16 protein-coding genes, 1 pseudogene and 1 riboswitch are annotated in these 19,199 nt (G+C 59.1%); of the genes and pseudogenes, 9 read left to right on the forward strand and 8 right to left on the reverse strand.

Features of this window, described 5'->3' with window-relative positions; all coding sequences use genetic code 11:
• Positions 1 to 199 precede the first annotated feature (199 nt).
• The gene (ligB, locus tag ACYZT2_RS26825) at positions 200 to 1,879 is read left to right on the forward strand and encodes an NAD-dependent DNA ligase LigB (RefSeq protein ID WP_461968746.1); all 1,680 of its coding nucleotides are present in this window, start codon (positions 200 to 202) and stop codon (positions 1,877 to 1,879) included.
• A gap of 91 nt (positions 1,880 to 1,970) precedes the next feature.
• On the forward strand, positions 1,971 to 2,366 hold the full coding sequence (locus tag ACYZT2_RS26830; protein WP_253546534.1) for a DUF1090 domain-containing protein: 396 nt from the start codon (positions 1,971 to 1,973) through the stop codon (positions 2,364 to 2,366).
• Between the two features lie 99 nt (positions 2,367 to 2,465).
• On the opposite strand, the gene ACYZT2_RS26835 is transcribed toward ACYZT2_RS26830, so the two are convergent.
• Complete coding sequence (locus ACYZT2_RS26835; RefSeq protein ID WP_008074839.1) at positions 2,466 to 2,915, reverse strand: c-type cytochrome; 450 nt, start codon at positions 2,913 to 2,915, stop codon at positions 2,466 to 2,468.
• A gap of 128 nt (positions 2,916 to 3,043) precedes the next feature.
• Between ACYZT2_RS26835 and mltA the strand changes: the two genes are divergently transcribed.
• The gene (gene mltA / locus ACYZT2_RS26840) at positions 3,044 to 4,216 is read left to right on the forward strand and encodes a murein transglycosylase A (RefSeq protein WP_461968749.1); all 1,173 of its coding nucleotides are present in this window, start codon (positions 3,044 to 3,046) and stop codon (positions 4,214 to 4,216) included.
• A gap of 117 nt (positions 4,217 to 4,333) precedes the next feature.
• Here the strand turns inward: mltA and ACYZT2_RS26845 are convergent, their stop codons facing one another.
• Both ACYZT2_RS26845 and ACYZT2_RS26850 read right to left on the reverse strand, forming a co-directional pair.
• On the reverse strand, positions 4,334 to 4,717 hold the full coding sequence (locus ACYZT2_RS26845) for an MAPEG family protein (protein ID WP_461968751.1): 384 nt from the start codon (positions 4,715 to 4,717) through the stop codon (positions 4,334 to 4,336).
• Positions 4,718 to 4,767: 50 nt separating this feature from the next.
• Entirely contained in the window at positions 4,768 to 5,601 is an 834-nt protein-coding gene (locus tag ACYZT2_RS26850) for an EamA family transporter (protein ID WP_461968753.1), read from the reverse strand.
• Between the two features lie 298 nt (positions 5,602 to 5,899).
• On the opposite strand from ACYZT2_RS26850, the gene ACYZT2_RS26855 reads away from it, so the two are divergent.
• Positions 5,900 to 7,069: an MFS transporter gene (locus tag ACYZT2_RS26855; RefSeq protein ID WP_461968755.1), complete on the forward strand. Its 1,170-nt coding sequence runs from the start codon at positions 5,900 to 5,902 to the stop codon at positions 7,067 to 7,069.
• Positions 7,070 to 7,091: 22 nt separating this feature from the next.
• On the opposite strand, the gene ACYZT2_RS26860 is transcribed toward ACYZT2_RS26855, so the two are convergent.
• Positions 7,092 to 7,979 carry a formate/nitrite transporter family protein gene (locus ACYZT2_RS26860; RefSeq protein ID WP_461968757.1) on the reverse strand — a complete coding sequence of 296 codons (888 nt, stop codon included), beginning with the start codon at positions 7,977 to 7,979 and terminating at the stop codon, positions 7,092 to 7,094.
• Between the two features lie 195 nt (positions 7,980 to 8,174).
• Positions 8,175 to 8,572, reverse strand: a pseudogene (locus tag ACYZT2_RS26865) (acyl-CoA thioesterase).
• A 198-nt stretch (positions 8,573 to 8,770) separates the two neighbouring features.
• Positions 8,771 to 8,869, forward strand: a riboswitch (S-adenosyl-L-homocysteine riboswitch).
• A gap of 23 nt (positions 8,870 to 8,892) precedes the next feature.
• On the opposite strand from ACYZT2_RS26865, the gene ahcY reads away from it, so the two are divergent.
• The 4 genes from ahcY to ACYZT2_RS26885 all read left to right on the forward strand — a co-directional run bounded on the left by ahcY (position 8,893) and on the right by ACYZT2_RS26885 (position 14,432).
• Positions 8,893 to 10,302 carry an adenosylhomocysteinase gene (gene ahcY / locus ACYZT2_RS26870; RefSeq protein ID WP_461968759.1) on the forward strand — a complete coding sequence of 470 codons (1,410 nt, stop codon included), beginning with the start codon at positions 8,893 to 8,895 and terminating at the stop codon, positions 10,300 to 10,302.
• Positions 10,303 to 10,495: 193 nt separating this feature from the next.
• A complete protein-coding gene (gene metF / locus ACYZT2_RS26875; protein ID WP_461968761.1) occupies positions 10,496 to 11,341 on the forward strand; it encodes a methylenetetrahydrofolate reductase [NAD(P)H] in 846 nt (281 codons plus the stop codon).
• A 181-nt stretch (positions 11,342 to 11,522) separates the two neighbouring features.
• A complete protein-coding gene (locus ACYZT2_RS26880; RefSeq protein ID WP_461973280.1) occupies positions 11,523 to 12,338 on the forward strand; it encodes a substrate-binding periplasmic protein in 816 nt (271 codons plus the stop codon).
• Positions 12,339 to 12,560: 222 nt separating this feature from the next.
• Positions 12,561 to 14,432: a DEAD/DEAH box helicase gene (locus tag ACYZT2_RS26885; protein ID WP_461968763.1), complete on the forward strand. Its 1,872-nt coding sequence runs from the start codon at positions 12,561 to 12,563 to the stop codon at positions 14,430 to 14,432.
• Positions 14,433 to 14,683: 251 nt separating this feature from the next.
• Here ACYZT2_RS26885 and ACYZT2_RS26890 read toward each other — a convergent pair whose 3' ends face one another.
• Positions 14,684 to 15,277 (reverse strand): YceI family protein, encoded by a 594-nt coding sequence (locus tag ACYZT2_RS26890; RefSeq protein ID WP_461968765.1) that lies wholly within the window; start codon positions 15,275 to 15,277, stop codon positions 14,684 to 14,686.
• Between the two features lie 32 nt (positions 15,278 to 15,309).
• A complete protein-coding gene (locus ACYZT2_RS26895) occupies positions 15,310 to 15,861 on the reverse strand; it encodes a cytochrome b (protein ID WP_461968767.1) in 552 nt (183 codons plus the stop codon).
• A gap of 285 nt (positions 15,862 to 16,146) precedes the next feature.
• On the opposite strand from ACYZT2_RS26895, the gene ACYZT2_RS26900 reads away from it, so the two are divergent.
• Complete coding sequence (locus ACYZT2_RS26900) at positions 16,147 to 17,076, forward strand: YncE family protein (RefSeq protein WP_461968769.1); 930 nt, start codon at positions 16,147 to 16,149, stop codon at positions 17,074 to 17,076.
• A 92-nt stretch (positions 17,077 to 17,168) separates the two neighbouring features.
• Here the strand turns inward: ACYZT2_RS26900 and ACYZT2_RS26905 are convergent, their stop codons facing one another.
• Complete coding sequence (locus ACYZT2_RS26905) at positions 17,169 to 19,019, reverse strand: FAD-dependent oxidoreductase (RefSeq protein WP_461968771.1); 1,851 nt, start codon at positions 19,017 to 19,019, stop codon at positions 17,169 to 17,171.
• Between the last annotated feature and the right edge of the window lie 180 nt (positions 19,020 to 19,199).

Below are 19,199 nucleotides of genomic sequence, written 5' to 3' on the forward strand. Positions count from 1 at the left end.
AGCCCGCTCCCACATTTGAACTCGGTCGTTCACCGCATCTATGTACACAGGAGATCCCATGTGGGAGCGGGCTTGCTCGCGAAGAGGCCAGCGCAGTCGCCTCTGTCTCTTGCCAGAAACACTCAGCAAAAAAACCACCCTTCGCGCCTACCAGTACTGATCTAGCCTTCAAGCATCCCAACGAGCAAGGACGCTCTCGATGCTACCCAACCTGCGCCTGTTTTTCTGTTTCCTGCTGACCTTCACCTGCCTGACCACCAATGCCGCCGAATGCCCCGACTGGCCGCCCACCCGCGCGCAGGAAGAAATCACCACCCTGCAACTGCAAATCGATCGCTGGGACGACAGCTACCACCGTGAAGGCCAATCGCTGATCGCCGATGAACTCTATGATCAGTCCCGTGCGCGACTGACCGAATGGCGCGAGTGTTTTGATTCAGGCCCCTCCGCCGAACCGTTGCGTACGGCCGGCGGCACGGTTGTCCACCCCATCGCCCATACCGGCCTGGAAAAACTGCGCGATGGGCGTGCCGTCGAAGCCTGGTTAAAAGATCGGGGAGAGGTCTGGATTCAGCCCAAGGTCGACGGCGTGGCGGTGACGTTGATCTATCGCAACGGCTGGCTGCACCGAGCGATCAGTCGGGGGGACGGGGTAAACGGCCAGGACTGGACCGCCTCGGCACGCCAGATCGCCGCCATCCCTCAAAAACTTTCGCAGTCGCGGGACTTGCTGCTGCAAGGCGAACTCTATTGGCGCCTGACCGAGCACGTACAAGCCGAGGCCGGCAGCTTCAATGCCCGCGCTACGGTGGCCGGGTTGATGGCGCGCAAGGCGCTGAGCACCGAGCAAGCCGCCGGTATCGGGTTGTTTGTCTGGGACTGGCCGCAAGGCCCGAAAAGCCTGCCGGCCCGCGTGGCTGCTCTGGATGAATTGGGGTTCCCGAGCACGGCGCCCTACAGTCAGCCGATCGAGGCATTTGCCGATGCCGAGCGCTGGCGCGCTCACTGGTATCGCTCGTCCCTGCCCTTTGCCAGTGATGGGGTCGTGCTGCGCCAGGACCAGCGCCCACCGGCCGAGCGCTGGCAGGCGAAAGCGCCTTACTGGAGCGTCGCCTGGAAATACCCTTTTGCACAGGCGCTGGCCGAAGTGCGCAAGGTCCACTTCAAGATTGGACGAACCGGCCGGATCACACCGGTGCTGGATCTGGTACCGGTGATGCTCGATGACCGGCAGATCAAGCGCGTGAGCGCCAGCTCCCTGCAACGCTGGGAAGCGCTGGATATTCGCCCGGGCGATCAGGTCGCCATCAGCCTGGCGGGGCTGACCATCCCCAGGCTCGATGGTGTCGTATTGCGCAGCACCGAACGCCCGGAATTGAATGTACCGCGCGCAGCAGACTTTCACTCTTTAAGCTGCTGGCAGCCGACACCCGGATGCGAAAACCAATTCCTCGCACGCCTGAGCTGGCTCAGCGGCAAGCAGGGGCTGGCCTTGCCTCATGTCGGACCAGGCACCTGGGAGAAATTGCTCAAGGCCGAACGCCTCACCAGCTTGGTCGATTGGTTGACCCTTGATGAGCAAGAGCTTGCTAAGATTGACGGCTTCGGCGAGCGCAGCAGTGCTCGTCTTTTGAATAGTTTTAACAGCGCCCGGCAACGTCCGTTCGCTCGCTGGCTCAAAGCCTTGGGTTTGCCGCCAACCGGCCAGGCACGCCTCGCCGACTCATGGCAGGCGCTGGCACAACGAAACACCGAACAATGGCAGGCCGAAGACGGCATCGGCCCGGGGCGCGCTGCGCAATTGAGCGCATTTTTCCGCGACCCGCAGGTCCTGGCCTTGAGTGAGACATTACGTGTTGCCGGGATTGACGGTTTCTAAACGCCAGCCCCGCCTGAGAACCGGGAACCCAAAGGTGCCGATGCGCTCAAACAGCCCATCGCCATATCGAATTTTTTCACCTGGAGCTTTTATGAAACTTCTTTCACCGCTCGCCTTGTTGACCCTGTGCAGCGTGATGGCCGCTCCATTGATGGCCGCCGAAGACGCCCCCGGCCTGACCGGTTGCGCCGCCAAAAAACAAGGCATCATCAACCAGATCGAACTGGCCAAGTCCCGGGGCAACGCCGACCAACAGGCTGGCCTGGAAACCGCCCTGAGTGAAGTCACTGCCCATTGCACCGACGCCTCCTTGAAGAAGGAACGGGAAAACAAGGTGCTCGACGCCAAGCACGAAGTCAGCACGCGTCAGGCCGATCTCGACAAGGCGATGAAAAAAGGCGACGCCGAGAAGATCAACAAGCGCAAAGACAAACTGGCTCAATCGCGCAAGGAATTGCAGGAAGCGCTGGATGAGCTGGATAAATAAGAAATCTTTTTGAGCTCAAAAGATCGCAGCCTGCGGCAACTCCTACAGGAGTACACCAAACCCTGTAGGAGTTGCCGAAGGCTACGATCTTTTCTGCAATCAATGATCCCGAAACTCTTTATGGCAGGCACTGCAGGCATCCTCTACTTTCTGCACCGCCGGCCCCAGGTTGCTGACCTTGTAGGGCTGAACCTTGCTGGCAATCACCAGTTCACCGGTGGCGCCTTCAAGGGTGCGGGCCAGCTCCTGGAAGCGTGCCTGCTTCTGCCAGACATCGTCCTTGGCGCTGGTGTGATCCTCTTCGCGCACCTGCGGGAAATGTTTCCACGGCTCATGAGACAAAGCATCGAGCTTCACGGCACCGTCGACGAATTTCGGGCCATCGAACGGAATACGCCCACGCAACATGCCGCCCAGGTCTTCGCCGGTCTTGAGCATCTGCTTGAAGATCGCCTTGCGCTGACCCAGCGGCGAGTTCGGGTCGACACCACCGCAGGCGGACAAAGTCAGGCAGGCCAGCAATACAACAGAAAGTCTTTTAAGAATCATGGTGGCTTCAGGTCACTGGAAACGGCGGCCAGTATCCTCGCGTCACCGGCAAAGACCAATAGCCCTATTATCAATACGGGTTGTTTGAGCGCATGGAGCACTCAGGCAACCGGCAAAGGAATTACTCCATGAACAGCCGTTTCAAGGCATGGCGTCACAATCTGGCCTGGACCCTTCCGATGGTGGCCGTACTGGCAGGTTGCACCGGCGGCGACAGCAGCAAGCCGAAAACCCACGCACTGGCGACCTACTCCAGCGCTACTTGGGAAGCACTTCCGGCGGTGTCCGACAGCGACCTCGTCGCCGGCTTCGGCTCGTGGCGCAGCGCCTGCACCCGACTCAAGGCCGACCCGGTCTGGGGCGGCACCTGTGCGGCATCCGCCAATGTGCAACCAACCGCCAATGACATCCGCGGCTTTCTCAAACAGAACCTGGACGTCTATGGTCTGCGTGCCGCCAATGACAACCCCAACGGTCTGATTACCGGTTACTACGAACCGGTGTATCCCGGCAGCCTGACCCAGACCGAGGAAGCCAACATCCCGGTGTACGGTGTACCCGAGGATATGATCATCGTCTCGCTGGACAGTATCTACCCGGAACTCAAAGGCAAACGCCTGCGCGGACGGCTCGAGGGTCGCGTACTCAAGCCATACGACGATGCGGCAACCATTGAAACCAAAGGCGTGAAGGCACCGGTGATTGCCTGGCTGACCGACCCGATGAACCTGCAGTTCCTGCAAATCCAGGGCTCGGGCCGCATCCAGCTTGATGACGGCCGTCAATTGCGCATCGGTTATGCCGACCAGAACGGCCACCCCTATCGCCCCATCGGCCGCTGGCTGGTGGACCAGGGTGAGCTGAAGAAAGAAGACGTGACCATGGGTGCGATCAGCACTTGGGCCAAGGCCAATCCGATGCGCATTCCCGAACTGCTCGGCAGCAACCCCAGCTACGTGTTCTTCACCCGCAACCCCGACAGCAACGAAGGGCCGCGTGGTTCACTGAATGTTCCGCTGACCGCAGGTTATAGCGCGGCGGTGGACCGCAAGGTGATTCCGCTCGGCAGTCTGTTGTGGTTATCCACCACACGCCCGGACGGCAGCACATTGGTACGCCCGGTGGCCGCGCAAGACACCGGCGGCGCGATTGCCGGCGAGGTCCGCGCGGACCTGTTCTGGGGCACGGGCGAGGCGGCCGGGCAATTGGCCGGTGACATGAAACAGCAGGGGCAAATCTGGATGCTTTGGCCTAAAGGGGCGGCGTTGCCACAAGTACCGCAGGTGGCTGACAAACTTTAAAAGCAAAAAGATCGCAGGCTTCGCCAGCTCCTACAGGGATTGATGTTCACCCACAATGTTGCGGTGTACGCGGTCAACGTAGGAGCTGCCGAAGGCTGCGATCTTTTGATCTTGCTTTTAAACAGACACAACAAAGAAACTGATGATCAACCCCATCCCCACAAACCACACCAGCGACCGTAACGTTGCCCAGTCCGCCAAGTAGCAAATGATAAAGAGCAGCCGGCTGGTGATGAACAATACCGACAGCACATTGATCGTCACCAGTTCGGCATTGCCGGCCAAGTGAGCCACGATCACTGCCGCCGCAAACGCGGGGGTCACTTCAAAACTGTTCAGTTGCGCCGCATATGCCCGCTTGCCCAAGCCTTCCAGCGAGTCGAGAAACCCCCGAGGGTCACGGTTGTGTCTGAGCCCGTACCCGCCACTGACCTTGGCGATGCCTATGCACAAGTAAGGTAAACAGATCGCAATCAAAATGCACCACAGAGCAACCGTCATAACGCAGTCCCTTCTTCAAGTTATAGAAAATCGAATTCCATCAGGGGCGACTAAAACTTCATCACCAACATGCCGATCAGCACCAGCCCACAGGCCAAGAGCCGGGGCCGGCCGAAAGGCTCTTTCAGATAGCGCATGCCAAACAGCACCACCAGAATCACACTGATCTCGCGCAACGCCGCGGCTTCGGCAATCGAGCCGAGCTGCATGGCCCACAGCACCAGAGCGTAGCTGAACAGCACGCAAAACCCGACCGCCAACCCCAACCGCCACTGCTCGCGCCAGAACAGCATGAACGCCGGCCGCTTACGCACCAGCGCCAGTAATGGGAACGGCCAGGCGCTGAACAAGGTGACCCACACCAGGTAATCCAATGGGTGGGACCAGCGCCGCAAGGCCTGGCCATCGATGAAGGTGTAGCACCCGATACACAACCCGATCAGCGCCACCACCGGCAGCATCGACCACGGCAGACGCACCCCGCCACCGCCCTGCCAGAGCAGGCACAACATGCCGAACGGGATCAGCAAAATCCCGAAGATCTGCTGGGCCGTCAGCACTTCCCCGGCGAAGATCAGCGTCAGTGCCAGCACCACCAGCGGCGACAGGCCGCGCATCAAGGGATAGACCAGACCAAGATCGCCGACCCGATAGGCCTGGATCAACAGGTAGCGATAGAGCAACTCGAATGCCGCTGACGCGAGAATCCACGGCCACATCTCCAGTGGCGGCAGCGCCACGAAGGGCAGCATCAGGGCGACAAACAGCAGCGCCACGCTGTCCATGCAGGCCACCACCAACAGCCGCTCCGCACTGAATTTGATCAGGGTATTCCACGCCGCGTGCAACAGCGCCGCCACCAACACCAGAACCGTCGCAAGCACGGCACACTCCTTATTTAGCCCCCACACTCCCCCGTAGGAGCTGCCGAAGGCTGCGATCTTTTGATTTTGATTTTTAGGATCAAGAGATCGCAGCCTTCGGCAGCTCCTACAAGGGCGGGGGGTAGATAATTGATTCGCCACATGTCCGCAGCTGTTTATACTGCAAGCGACCACGCCGCACTCAGTTGCGCACAGACTAATTCCAATAATTCCTGCCTCTGCCCGCTCTCACCGAGAACGGTCGTCGGCCTGCGTATGCCTGATCAAAGCGTCAAGACTACCGACAGAGACCTTGCGCATGCCACTCGCCTTGCTTGCACTGGCCGTTGCCGCCTTCGGCATCGGCACCACTGAATTCGTCATCATGGGCTTGCTGCCCGATGTCGCCCGCGACCTTGCCGTGAGCATTCCTCACGCGGGCCTGCTCATCACCGGTTACGCCCTGGGCGTGGTGTTCGGCGCGCCGGTCCTCGCGATCGGCACCGCCAACATGCCGCGCAAAGCCACACTGTTGGGCATGACGCTGATGTTCATTCTCGGCAATATCCTCTGCGCCCTGGCGCCGAACTACGCCACTTTGATGGCCGCGCGGGTGATCACCGCGCTGTGCCATGGTGCGTTCTTCGGCATCGGCTCGGTGGTCGCCGCCGGTTTGGTGGCACCGAACAAACGAGCCCAGGCGATTGCCATGATGTTCACCGGCCTGACGCTGGCCAACGTGCTGGGCGTTCCATTGGGCACCGCGCTCGGACAATACGCCGGTTGGCGGTCGACGTTTTGGGCCGTGTCGGTGATTGGCGTGATTGCGGCCATCGCGCAGTGGGTTTGGCTGCCCAAGGAAATCCCCATGGACAAAGCCAACCTGGCCAGCGAGTTCAAAGTGCTGGGCAAGGTCAACGTGCTGCTGGCGCTGGGCATGAGCGTGCTGGCGTCCACCAGTCTGTTCAGCGTGTTCACCTATATCGCGCCGATCCTGCAAGACATCACCGGGGTCAGCCCGCATGGCGTGACGATCATGTTGCTGTTGTTCGGGGTCGGTCTGACGGCGGGCAGCATGCTTGGCGGCCGATTGGCGGACAGTCGTTTGCTGCCTTCTCTGGTGGGTATGGCGCTGGCCGTGGTCGTCGTGCTGGCCGCTTTCAGTCAGACCAGTCATTCAGTGATCCCGGCGGCGATCACGCTAGTGTTGTGGGGCATCTTCGCGTTCGCGCTGTGCCCGATCCTGCAATTGCTGATCATCGATCAGGCCCATGAAGCGCCGAACCTTGGGTCGACGCTGAATCAAAGTGCATTCAATCTCGGCAACGCAGCCGGGGCATGGATTGGCGGGCTGGTGGTGGCCAGCGGCGCGGACCTGGCGGACTTGCCGTGGACCGGCGCACTGGTTAGCGGGTTGACGGTACTGACAGCGCTGTTTTTCATCTACCTGCAGCGTCGCAGTGCTGCCGCGGTCAATGTGTCCGGCTGACAGAATCAGTTTTTGCCACTGATCATTTTTTGATCTTCTGCGGTTCGGGTTCCTGGTCCCGTTCCGCAGAGACCTTCGGCGGCCCGCTTTCGCTGCGAATCTGCGCGTGACTGATCAGCGCGAAGATAAAACTGCCACCGATGATGTTCCCCACCAGCGTGGGACCTGCGAACACCAGCCAGAAATCTTTCCACGGCAACTCGCCTGCAAACACCAGGTACGAGACCTCGACCGATCCGACCACGATGTGGGTGAAATCTCCCAGCGCCATGAAATAGGTGATGAGGATGATGATCCACATCTTGGCGCTTTCCATGGAGGGGATCATCCAGACCATGGTGGCGATCATCCAGCCGGAGATGATGCCTTTGGCGAACATTTTGCTCGCATCGTTCTCCATGACCTTGCGCCCGATGTCGAGGAAGGCCAGATCGGTCTTGGCATCGAAAATCGGCAAGTGCAGCATCACATACGCCACCAGCAAGGTGCCGCAGAGATTGCCCACCAGCACGATCGACCACAGCCGAAACAACCGACCGAAATTACCCAGCGTAGGTTTGCTCATGATTGGCAGCACGGCGGTCAGGGTGTTTTCGGTGAAGAGTTGCTGACGGGCGAGAATCACCGCGAGAAAACCTGCGCAGTAACCGAAGCTGGCGATCACCTTGAAGCCTTCGCCATCCGGCAGACGTGAGTTGAGCAGCCCCATGGCCATCAGTGACAAGCCCATGGTCAGGCCGGCAGCCAGGGCCGACCACCACAGCGCCGCAACGCTACGCTCGAGTTCCTGATTACCTTGGGTGCGAATGATTTCGTGCAGCACCGCCGCGCGCGGTGGCTGGTTCTTGTCGACCTCGCGCTGTTCTTGCGCCGAGAGGTCCGGGGTCTTGCCGTCTTTGGGCGTGTCCATAAAACTCCTGAACCGGTGGCGTGTGGTTTAAGTACGACACGTAGGGTTCGGAGCTGTTCAGTGGTCCGTTAAATCATCTCTGACCGATAGGCCGCTTTCGCGAGCAAGCCCGCTCCACACATGTGACCGAGCTCTTTCATAAGAATGCAGTCGAATGTGGGAGCGGGCTTGCTCGCGAAGGCCGCACCGCCGATTTCACCCGCCGATGTCATCATCCTTGAACTGGTCTTTGACGTACCTGATCTCGGTCCGGCCGTGCGGCGCGGGCAGGCCGTCTTCGCCGAGGTTCACGAAAACCATTTTCTCCACCGTCAGGATGCTCTTGCGAGTGATCTTGTTGCGCAGGTCAGCGTGATCGAGGTGCGACCGAACTCGGTGGCGGTGATGCCCAGTTCGATGATGTCGCCCTGACGCGAGGCGCTGACAAAGTTGATTTCGGAAATGTACTTGGTGACCACGCGCTGATTACCCAGCTGGACGATGGCGTAGATCGCCGCTTCTTCGTCGATCCAGCGCAACAGACTGCCGCCGAACAGTGTGCCGTTGGGGTTGAGGTCTTCGGGTTTTACCCATTTGCGGGTGTGGAAATTCATACTCACTCCTGACCATCTTGCCGATTGATGCCGGCCATCATGGCAGAGCCCGGACTAGAGCTCTATCAAGCATCGACTATGGTCTCGATTACCGTTCGGACATTGACCAACAGAAACGCTTTGGAAGATCAGCATAGCCCGCTATAATCGCCCCCGTTTCAAAACGGTAATGTTCACTTGCTACCGTTTTCCCGCCACCTGTCCGAGGGGCGCTGCAGCAGGTTCGACCTGTCAGGCTCGGATGGGGCGTTGACTGGCCACGGCCAGACACTAAACGCACAACGGCGCCCATTCGCATACATTACGAATGGAGGCTCATCATGAGCGCTGTTATCACGCCTGTAGATTTTAACGATTACAAAGTCGCCGACATGTCCCTGGCTGCCTGGGGCCGTCGCGAAACCATCATCGCCGAATCCGAAATGCCAGCCCTGATGGGCCTGCGCCGCAAATACTCCGCCGAGCAACCGCTCAGAGGCGCGAAGATTCTCGGCTGCATCCACATGACCATTCAGACTGCCGTACTGATCGAAACCCTGGTTGCCCTGGGTGCCGAAGTACGTTGGTCGTCCTGCAACATTTTCTCGACTCAAGACCAGGCCGCTGCCGCTATCGCTGCTGCCGGTATCCCGGTTTTCGCCTGGAAAGGCGAGACTGAAGAAGAGTACGAGTGGTGCCTGGAGCAAACCATCCTCAAAGATGGCGCGCCTTGGGATGCCAACATGATCCTCGACGACGGCGGCGACCTGACCGAGCTGCTGCACAAGAAATACCCGGCGATCCTGGACCGCGTCCACGGCGTCACCGAAGAAACCACCACCGGCGTTCACCGTCTGCTGGACATGCTGGCCAAGGGCGAGCTGAAAATCCCGGCCATCAACGTCAACGACTCGGTGACCAAGAGCAAGAACGACAACAAGTACGGCTGCCGTCACAGCCTGAACGACGCGATCAAGCGCGGCACCGACCATCTGCTGTCCGGCAAGCAAGCGCTGGTCATCGGTTACGGTGACGTGGGCAAGGGCTCGGCCCAGTCCCTGCGTCAGGAAGGCATGATCGTTAAAGTCTCCGAAGTCGACCCGATCTGCGCCATGCAAGCCTGCATGGACGGTTTCGAACTGGTGTCGCCGTTCATCGACGGTATCAACAACGGTACCGAAGCGAGCATCGACAAAGCGCTGCTGGGCAAGATCGACCTGATCGTGACCACCACCGGTAACGTCAATGTTTGCGATGCAAACATGCTCAAAGCCCTGAAGAAGCGCGCTGTGGTCTGCAACATCGGTCACTTCGACAACGAAATCGACACCGCTTTCATGCGCAAGAACTGGGCATGGGAAGAAGTGAAGCCACAGGTTCACAAGGTTCACCGTACCGGCCCGGGCGCATTCGACGCCCAGAACGACGACTACCTGATCCTGCTGGCCGAAGGCCGTCTGGTTAACCTGGGCAACGCCACTGGCCACCCGAGCCGCATCATGGACGGTTCGTTCGCCAACCAGGTTCTGGCTCAGATCTTCCTGTTCGGCCAGAAGTACGCCGACCTGTCGCCAGCCCAGAAAGCCGAGCGCCTGACCGTTGAAGTACTGCCGAAGAAGCTCGACGAAGAAGTGGCCCTGGAAATGGTCCGCGGTTTCGGTGGCGTGGTCACTCAACTGACCAAGACTCAGGCCGACTACATCGGCGTGACCGTCGAAGGCCCGTTCAAGCCGCACGCTTACCGCTACTGATTGGTCCTGCTGTCCGCTCCCCATCGGAGCGGACTTATGCAGGAACCATCCGCTCTCTGTAGGAGCGAAGCTTGCTCGCGAACGCTTCACCACGGCGCCTCTGAAACACCGCGGCGCCTGATTCGCGAGCAAGCTTCGCTCCTACAGAGAACGTAGCGTCCTGCAAGGCTTATACGCTTCCAAGGATATGACCATGTCCCAAGACCGTCGCTACAGCTTCGAGTTCTTCCCTACGAAGACCGATGCTGGGCATGAAAAACTGATCGCCACTGCCCGTCATTTGGCGACCTACAACCCTGACTTCTTCTCCTGCACCTACGGCGCTGGCGGTTCGACCCGTGATCGCACCCTCAACACCGTGTTGCAGCTTGAAAGCGAAGTCAAAGTCCCTGCCGCACCGCATCTGTCTTGCGTGGGCGACAGCAAGGACGACCTGCGCGGCCTGCTGAGCCAGTACAAGGCAGCCGGCATCACGCGTATCGTTGCGCTTCGCGGTGACCTGCCCTCGGGCATGGGCATGGCCAGCGGCGAGATGCGTCACGCCAATGATCTGGTTGAATTCATTCGTGAAGAGACCGGCGATCATTTCCACATCGAAGTCGCCGCTTACCCGGAAATGCATCCGCAAGCGCGCAACTTCGAAGAGGATCTCAACAACTTTGTGCGCAAGGCTAACGCCGGCGCCAACAGTGCGATCACCCAGTATTTCTTCAACGCCGACAGCTACTTCTACTTCGTCGAGCGTGTACGGGCGAAGGGTGTGAACATCCCGATCGTGCCGGGGATCATGCCAATAACCAACTACAGCAAGCTCGCGCGCTTCTCCGATGCTTGCGGTGCGGAGATCCCGCGCTGGATCCGCAAACAACTGGAAGCCTACGGCGACGACACCCAAAGCATTCAAGGCTTTGGTGAACACGTCATCACCGAAATGTGCGAACGCCTGCTGCAGGGTGGTGCGCCAGGGCTGCATTTCTACACGCTGAACCAGGCTGAGCCGAGCCTGGCGGTGTGGAATAACCTGAAGTTGCCGCGTTAATCGTCGTTAAAGCCAGATCAAAAGATCGCAGCCTTCGGCAGCTCCTACGCGTCTGTGGAAGCTGCCGAAGGCTGCGATCTTTTGCTTTCCGGCGCCCCTTTATTGTGCAGTCATATCCTGAGATAGAGCTTCTGGATCCGGTTTCTGGCTCTTTATGATTTCTCGTCGTAATCTCAACCCCATGCCCCTGATCGCTCAGTTACTGACCGTGCTTCTGTTCACTTGCCTGAGCTTCACCGCTCGGGGCGAGAAGTTGCGTATTGTCACCGAGCCTTGGGCACCTTACGTGTATGAGGAAAACGGTAAATCGCTGGGCCTGGACTACGAAACCACGGCCATCGTCTTCAAACGCCTCGGGATCGACGTGGAATGGCAGTTCCTGCCATGGAAACGCTGTCTGTCGATGCTTGAGCAAGGCCAGGCGGATGGCGCGCTGGATATTTTCCACAGTGCTGAACGCGACTCGACCCTGCTCTACCCCAGCGAACCGCTCTCGCAAGTCGAATTCGTAATGTTCTATGCCAACGAGCGACCCTATCCGTTTCGCACCCTGGACGATCTGAAAGGCCTGACCATCGGCACGTCGCCGGGATACCTGTACAGCAAGGACTTCAGCGAGTCGACGCTGTTCACCCAAGAGCCGGCACCCACCCATGAAGCCAACTTCGGCAAACTGGTGCGCGGCCGCATCGACCTGCTGATCACCGATCGCCGGGTCGGCCAGCATTTGCTCGATCAACTGAATATCCGCGACAAGATCACCGAGAACCCGATCATCATCAGCCAGCAAAGCCAGTTTCTGGCGGTACGCCGCAATGCCGGGATGGATTTGTTGGTGCAGCGTTTCGGTGCCGAGCTCAAACGCTTCAAGCGCGAGCCGGCCTACGCTGAACTGAGCGCCCGCTATGGCGCCGGCCCGGCCATCGAAGCACGGGCCGCCAGCGCCACCGCAACCGGCGGAAAAACCGTTGAGCAGCAGGAAAGCGGCGCGCAGTGATTGCTCTGTTATACTCCGGCCTTCCCGCCAGGCTCACGCCCGGACGCTCGGACTTGTTCAAGGCATCTCGATCCCGCTACAGCGCAGCTTTTCAGCCCGCGCGAGCGCTCCAGACGAGCCTTCGAGGCCCAGCAGGACCGGACGGGATTGCGTCCTCTTAAACGCGATTCGCGCCAGGCAAGACTCCCATTGGGCCAAGCCCTAACTAAAACAGGATTACTCATGTCCTTTGCTTCCCTCGGTCTCTCCGAGGCTTTAGTCCGCGCCATCGAGGCAGCGGGCTATACCGAGCCTACTCCGGTGCAACAGCGGGCCATTCCCGCCGTGTTGCAAGGTCGCGACCTGATGGTTGCGGCGCAGACAGGTACTGGTAAAACCGGTGGTTTCGCCCTCCCGATTCTGGAGCGGTTGTTCCCTAACGGTCACCCGGACAAATCCCAGCGTCACGGCCCGCGTCAACCACGCGTACTGGTCCTGACCCCAACCCGCGAACTCGCGGCCCAGGTGCACGAGAGCTTCAAGGTCTATGCCCGTGACCTGAAGTTCGTCAGCGCCTGTATCTTCGGCGGCGTCGGCATGAACCCACAGGTTCAGGCCATGTCCCGCGGTGTCGACGTGCTGGTGGCCTGCCCCGGTCGCCTGCTCGACCTCGCCGGCCAAGGCAGTGTCGATCTGTCCCACGTGGAAATCCTCGTGCTGGACGAAGCCGACCGCATGCTCGACATGGGCTTTGTCCATGACGTGAAAAAGGTCCTCGCCCGCCTGCCGAGCAAGCGCCAGAACCTGCTGTTCTCGGCGACGTTCTCCAAAGACATCACCGACCTCGCCGGCAAGCTGCTGCACAACCCGGAACGCATCGAAGTCACGCCGCCGAACACCACGGTCGAGCGGATCGAACAGCGCGTATTCCGCCTGGCTGCCAGTCACAAGCGTTCATTGCTCGCTCACCTGATCACCGCAGGCGCCTGGGAGCAAGTGCTGGTGTTCACCCGCACCAAGCACGGCGCTAACCGTCTGGCTGAGTACCTGGACAAGCACGGCCTCACCGCCGTCGCCATCCACGGTAACAAGAGCCAGAATGCCCGCACCAAAGCCCTGGCCGACTTCAAGGCCGGTGAAGTGCGCATCCTGGTTGCCACCGACATCGCCGCTCGCGGTCTGGACATCGACCAGTTGCCTCACGTGGTCAACTTCGAACTGCCGAACGTCGACGAAGATTACGTACACCGTATCGGCCGTACTGGCCGTGCCGGTCGCTCGGGCGAGGCGATCTCGCTGGTTGCTCCGGACGAAGAGAAGCTGCTGAAAAGCATCGAGCGCATGACCAAGCAGAAGATTGCCGACGGCAACCTGATGGGCTTCGACTCCAGCGCCGTGGAGGCCGAGAAACCAGAAGTTCGCGAGCGTCCGGATGTGCGTAACCCGCGCACCCCACGTGGCCCGCGCGGTGACGGTCCGAACGGCAGCGGTGGTGGTGGCGGTCGTAAAGACAAAGGCAAGGACAAGGGCGGCAAGGAAAAACCTGCTGCCACTGGCCGTGGCGATCGCCCTGCCCGTGAACACAAACCTCGCGAAGGCACCCCGGCCCGTGAGCAACAGCGCCCGGCACCTCGCGCCACCGCTGACCGTGCTCCGGACGAGTTCCTGGACGACGATGTCGATAACTTCGGCAACCGCGTCGACTACGTGCCACAAGCCAAACCTGCTCAGGGCCGTGGTCGCCGTCCGGGCGCTCCGGCACAAGGCGCAGGCGCAGGTGCAAGTGCTCCGCGCACCGGTCAGCCCCAAGGTCGCCAAAATGGTCCGCGCAGCAGCAGCGGCGCAACCACCGGCACCCCACCGGCCAAGCGCAGCGGCCCACGCAACGGTGCTCCACGTGACGGCCAGGCCCGTCGCGAAGAGTCCCGCAACCGCCGCCCGGCCCTTGACGAACAACCTCGTTCGGAACCGGCCGTGCAGAACCCGCGGGGCCCGGCACCGAAGATCATCCACAAGGAGTCGAAAAGCGATCGCTTCCCGACACCTGAGCAACTGGATCAACTACCAGGCCGTCCACGCGGCGAAAAACCAGCGTTGCTGACACGCAATCGCTGATTTATCGCTGATATGAAAAATGCCCCGGATCGAAAGACCGGGGCATTTTTTATGGCTGACGAAAAAACCTGTGGGAGCGAGCCTGCTCGCGATGGGGCCGTTACATTCAACACGGATATTGAATATTAGTCCGCTATCGCGAGCAGGCTCGCTCCCACAAGGGATTTGCGGTGGCGGCGGCGATGTTGACAGGCAATAAAAAACGCCCCCAATCGTGAGATCGGGGGCGTTTTTTATGTCAGGCGCGAAAGTTACTTCGCTTTCACACCTTCAAACGTCACGTACAGCTCAACCGCGTCGGATGCTGGGCCCAGGTCTTTCTGCTTGCCGAAATCGGAACGCTTGATGCTGGTAGTGCCTTCAAAGCCGGCACGGTAGCCGCCCCATGGATCCTTGCCTTCACCCAGGAAGGTGGCCTTGACCACGATTGGCTTGGTAACACCAGCCAGAGTCAGGTTACCGGTTACGTCGGCAGTGTCTTTGCCAGCGGCGTTTTTGCCGGTGGATTTGACGCTGGTGGAAACGAACTTGGCGTCGGCGAATTTGCCCACATTCAGGAAGTCACCGCTGGCGATGTGCTTGTCGCGTTCGGCATGGTTGGTGAACACACTGGCGGTATTCACATTGAACTCGATCTTGCTGTCTTCAGGCTTGGCAGCGTCGAAGCTGAACTTGCCGTCGATGTCCTTGAAGGTACCGGTGATGTAGCTGTAACCCAGGTGGCTGATCTTGAAGTCAACGAAGGCATGCTGGCCTTCTTTGTCGACAACGTAATCGGCCGCCATCACGTTAGCCGACAGCAGAGCAGAACCGATTGCCAGAGCGGCGAGCGTCTTTTTCAACATGCTTTCTATTCCTTTGGAGTCGAGGTTGAACATCAAGCTTTGCGTCCCAGCATTCGCGTCAGGGTCGCATCACGATCGATAAAGTGGTGTTTCAATGCTGCCAACGCATGGAGGCCGGAAAAAATTACCAGCGCCCATGCCAGGTACAAATGGATCACACCAGCGGTGTCTGCCTGGTCCGGTAGTCCGGAAACCAGTGCAGGAACTTCAAACAGGCCAAACACCGGGATCCCGACACCGTCTGCGGTGGAAATCAGGTAACCGGCAATCATCACAGCGAACAGCCCGAGATAGAGGAAGGCATGGCCGAACACGGCGCCAAGGCGCGTCATGCGGCTATAACTTTGCAGGGGCGGCGGCGGTGGGCTGATGAAGCGCCACATCGCCCGCAGCAACATGACTGCGAACAACACCAGGCCAATGCTTTTGTGCAGATCCGGCGCATCTTTGCGCCAGGAGCTGTAGTAGTCGAGACCAACCATCCACAACCCTAACGCGAACAAACCGAAGACCGCGAGCGCCACCCCCCAGTGCACGAAGATGCTGGCCCCACCGTAGCGGGAAGAAGAGTTACGTAGCTGCATTGCCCAAATCCTGTAAGAACTGCGCCCAAGACTATCGAGTTATCTATCGATTTAAAGCGGAAAATTTCGCTCTGAAATATCGAGAAATACGATCAAGACCTTGGGGTCGAGATGTTAAGAGAGTGTTAACCGGACGAAAAAACCTACAGATGCCGTCCCCGTTCTCACTTCCAAAAAGCCTTTACCACTCATCAGAACTGTCATATCTGACAGTAGCTATCATTGCAGGTCATTGATGAACTTGATCTCGGGCGTTTGTCCGAGCGTCTGAACAGGAGTTCTACCATGAGTCACAACTCGAGTTCATCCCCCCTGATAACACGCAAACGATCCGATTCGATAGCTGTAGGGGAAGGACCGCGAGGGCTAGCCATCAACCAAGATGGATCCCGGGTTTTTGTTTGCAACTATATTTCGGGCAATGTGTCAGTGATCGACACCCGGAACAAAAAGGTAATCCGCACCATCGCCGTCGAGCGTCACCCCCAAAGCATCGTCCTTGCCCATGGGGGGAAAAGAGCCTACGTGACCAACTACGGTTCAAGTTCGGTTTCGGTTATTGATACCAAAACCTGCGAGGTGGGTCACGTCAGGGTGGGAAGGCATCCTTGGGGAGTCGTAGTAAGCCGGGACGGGAAGCATGTTTACGTCACCGTTAGACAAGATAAAGAGTGGCTGGCAATTATTGACACCCGAACTTATGCGGTGAGCAGAGTGCGAGGATTACCCTCTCCCTCCATCAGTGTGGATATCAGCCAGGACAATTCGCGTCTGTATATTTCCAGCACCAACGCCCCTGACGGCCCTTATCAGGACGCGCTCACGGTCATCAGCAGCAAGACTTTCGAAGTCATAAACATCATCAAAACCGAAAGGTATCCGTCAGCGGTTAGCGTCAGTCCCGATGGCTGGAAAGTCTATATCGTGGGACTGGACGCTCGAAAACTCACCGTGTTGGACACCCGGTCATCGACAACCAGGCATTTCGATTTTGTGAATTGCGAAGGAAAAATAGTGTTCGGCGAAAAAAATGCTTATGCCGTTGATCAAACTAAAAAAGAGGTCGTGGAAGTTAATACCGACACTGATGAGATTGTCCGCAGGACGCCTATTCCTGGTGCTTTCGAACCGTATGACATGGTTCTTGATCAACATAACCGTGCCTATATCAGCGACTATCAAAGCGACGAAGTACATATTCTCGATCTGGCTTAGCGTCAAAGCACACAGCAACCGGCGTTGGGGCGACATACGCAAGACATAAAAAAAGCGCGGCATCACTGCCGCGCTTTTTTTGATTCCAGAACTTACTGCGTCTTGGTTTCAGCCGCCACAGGAGTCTTTGCAGCAGTACTGACCGCTGGTTTCTTCACCGGCTCAGCCTTCTTCGCCGTCGCCTTGACCTGGGCTTTTTTTGCCTCGGTTTTGGCAGCAGGCTTTTTCACCGGAGCTTTTTTGACCGGCTCAGCCTTCACCGGCACCACTGGCTTCGGCGCCTCAACCGGCGCTGGGGCCAGCGCAGGTACTGGCGCGGGGGTTGGAGCAACCGGTGCCACTGGCTCTGGCGCCTTGGCCGGAGCCTTGTCGTCACCGCCACCGAACATGCGCGAGAAGAAGCCAGGTTTGGACGCTTCAGCTTTCGCATCAACCTTGGCCGGTTCTGGTTTGTCGGCCGCTTTATCGGACGAGCCACCGAACATGTTGCTGAAGAAGTTGCCTTTCTTCGCCGCCACTGCACCTGCAGCTGCTGCGGTCGCCGCCGGAACAACTTTCGCCGGCTCAAATGACTTGCCCGCCGCCAGGTCTTCTACCTGACTGGCCGCACGCTGACCGGTGCGCAATGCGCCTTCCAGCGTGCCCGGGTACAAAGTGTCGGTGTGTTCGCCGGCAAAGGCTACACGTTGCAGCGGACGCTCCCACAGGCGCCAGTACTTGCTGATCTGACCCGGACCGAAGGCCAGGTAGGCGCCCCCCATCGACGGGTCGGTGCTGTAGCGACGGATTTCATATCCGGTGAATGAGCCGCGTGCCTGTGGATAAAAGGCGTGCAGACGAATCAGTACCTGATCGACTATCTGTTTGTCGCCGAAGGCCTGCATCACGCGCGCGTTGTCGCCGGACAGGTTGATCACCACGTTGGCGCCACCCTTCAGGGCCGGCTCAACCCACAACATGCCCAGGCCGGTGTTGCTGTAGATCTCGCCAGACATGCGCGCCTTGCTTTCCCATACCGGCGTCTTGAACTTCAGCATGATCTGATCACGCCAGCCGTAGTTGGTGCCTTTGATGGCGCCCGCGTGCTGGGCATCCAGCGCCGGGGTCATCTGGATCTTGTTCAGTGCACGCAACGGCACGGCCAGCACGACGTAGTCTGCCTGATAGCCAACGCTGCCGACTTTGACGGTCACGCCGTCCTTGTCCTGAGTAATGGCCGACACCGGGGAGCTGGTCTTGATGGTTTTCAGTTGTTTGACGAAAGCCTGGGCCAGCACCGGGCTGCCACCCGGCAGACGCGAGGCGCGCAGGTCACGGTCGGCAACGCCACGGTAGACGCGACTCTGTTGTGCGAAGTACAGCAGCGACAGGCGCGAAGGTTCGTCATAGCGGGTACGAATCTGCTGATTCACCAACTGACGCGCAGTGGTTGGCAGATTCAGACGATCGAGCCAGTTGGACACATTGATCTGGTCCAGGGCGAACAGCGTGCTGTTGGCGGCCGGGTTCTGCGGGTCTTCGATCGACCGCGCCAGATCATCCAAAGTCTTTTCGTAGCGTTTCAGCGCTTCGGCGGTGGCCGGCTGTTTAGTCGCCAGATCGGCGGCGGTGAAATATTCACCGTCGATCAGGTAGCCAGGAGTCCGCACGAATTCAGGGGCTGGCGTGGTGGACAGCTTGAACGTCGAGACGTACTTGTTCAGCACCGGTTGGGTCTTGTCGTTGCCGATCCACTCACTGGTGGCCATGCCGGAGCGACCGCCCAACGTCGGCTTGGCTTCCAGCAGGGTGACCTGCCAGCCTTTGTTCTGCAGCTCGTACGCCGCGGTGAGGCCCGAAAGCCCGCCGCCGACTACGATCACCGTTTTATCCTTGGCCAGCGCCGAAACGCTGAACAGCCCCAACATCACCAGCGCACAGGCGCGCAGCCAACCAGCAGACATTCAGCGAACTCCGGAAATACACGAGGAAATAGCGGTTTTACGAGTCAGACGACTCAAAGAACCGCGAAGAATACGTCAGCCATCAAAACGCCGCCAGCGACGTCTATAGCCTTATACAAAGTAGCTCAATTGACACAATGGGTTGTCCCGATGACGCGCATTGCATAGGCTTGCGCGATT

The sequence above is a fragment of the Pseudomonas sp. MDT1-85 genome (genome assembly GCF_054898065.1).

Coding starts and splice junctions, on each gene's coding strand:
- ligB (WP_461968746.1), top strand. CDS start 200: ATGCTACCCAACCTGCGCCTGTTTTTCTGTTTCCTGCTGACCTTCACC.
- ACYZT2_RS26830 (WP_253546534.1), top strand. CDS start 1,971: ATGAAACTTCTTTCACCGCTCGCCTTGTTGACCCTGTGCAGCGTGATG.
- ACYZT2_RS26835 (WP_008074839.1), bottom strand. CDS start 2,915: ATGATTCTTAAAAGACTTTCTGTTGTATTGCTGGCCTGCCTGACTTTG.
- mltA (WP_461968749.1), top strand. CDS start 3,044: ATGAACAGCCGTTTCAAGGCATGGCGTCACAATCTGGCCTGGACCCTT.
- ACYZT2_RS26845 (WP_461968751.1), bottom strand. CDS start 4,717: ATGACGGTTGCTCTGTGGTGCATTTTGATTGCGATCTGTTTACCTTAC.
- ACYZT2_RS26855 (WP_461968755.1), top strand. CDS start 5,900: ATGCCACTCGCCTTGCTTGCACTGGCCGTTGCCGCCTTCGGCATCGGC.
- ACYZT2_RS26860 (WP_461968757.1), bottom strand. CDS start 7,979: ATGGACACGCCCAAAGACGGCAAGACCCCGGACCTCTCGGCGCAAGAA.
- ahcY (WP_461968759.1), top strand. CDS start 8,893: ATGAGCGCTGTTATCACGCCTGTAGATTTTAACGATTACAAAGTCGCC.
- metF (WP_461968761.1), top strand. CDS start 10,496: ATGTCCCAAGACCGTCGCTACAGCTTCGAGTTCTTCCCTACGAAGACC.
- ACYZT2_RS26880 (WP_461973280.1), top strand. CDS start 11,523: ATGCCCCTGATCGCTCAGTTACTGACCGTGCTTCTGTTCACTTGCCTG.
- ACYZT2_RS26885 (WP_461968763.1), top strand. CDS start 12,561: ATGTCCTTTGCTTCCCTCGGTCTCTCCGAGGCTTTAGTCCGCGCCATC.
- ACYZT2_RS26890 (WP_461968765.1), bottom strand. CDS start 15,277: ATGTTGAAAAAGACGCTCGCCGCTCTGGCAATCGGTTCTGCTCTGCTG.
- ACYZT2_RS26895 (WP_461968767.1), bottom strand. CDS start 15,861: ATGCAGCTACGTAACTCTTCTTCCCGCTACGGTGGGGCCAGCATCTTC.
- ACYZT2_RS26900 (WP_461968769.1), top strand. CDS start 16,147: ATGAGTCACAACTCGAGTTCATCCCCCCTGATAACACGCAAACGATCC.
- ACYZT2_RS26905 (WP_461968771.1), bottom strand. CDS start 19,019: ATGTCTGCTGGTTGGCTGCGCGCCTGTGCGCTGGTGATGTTGGGGCTG.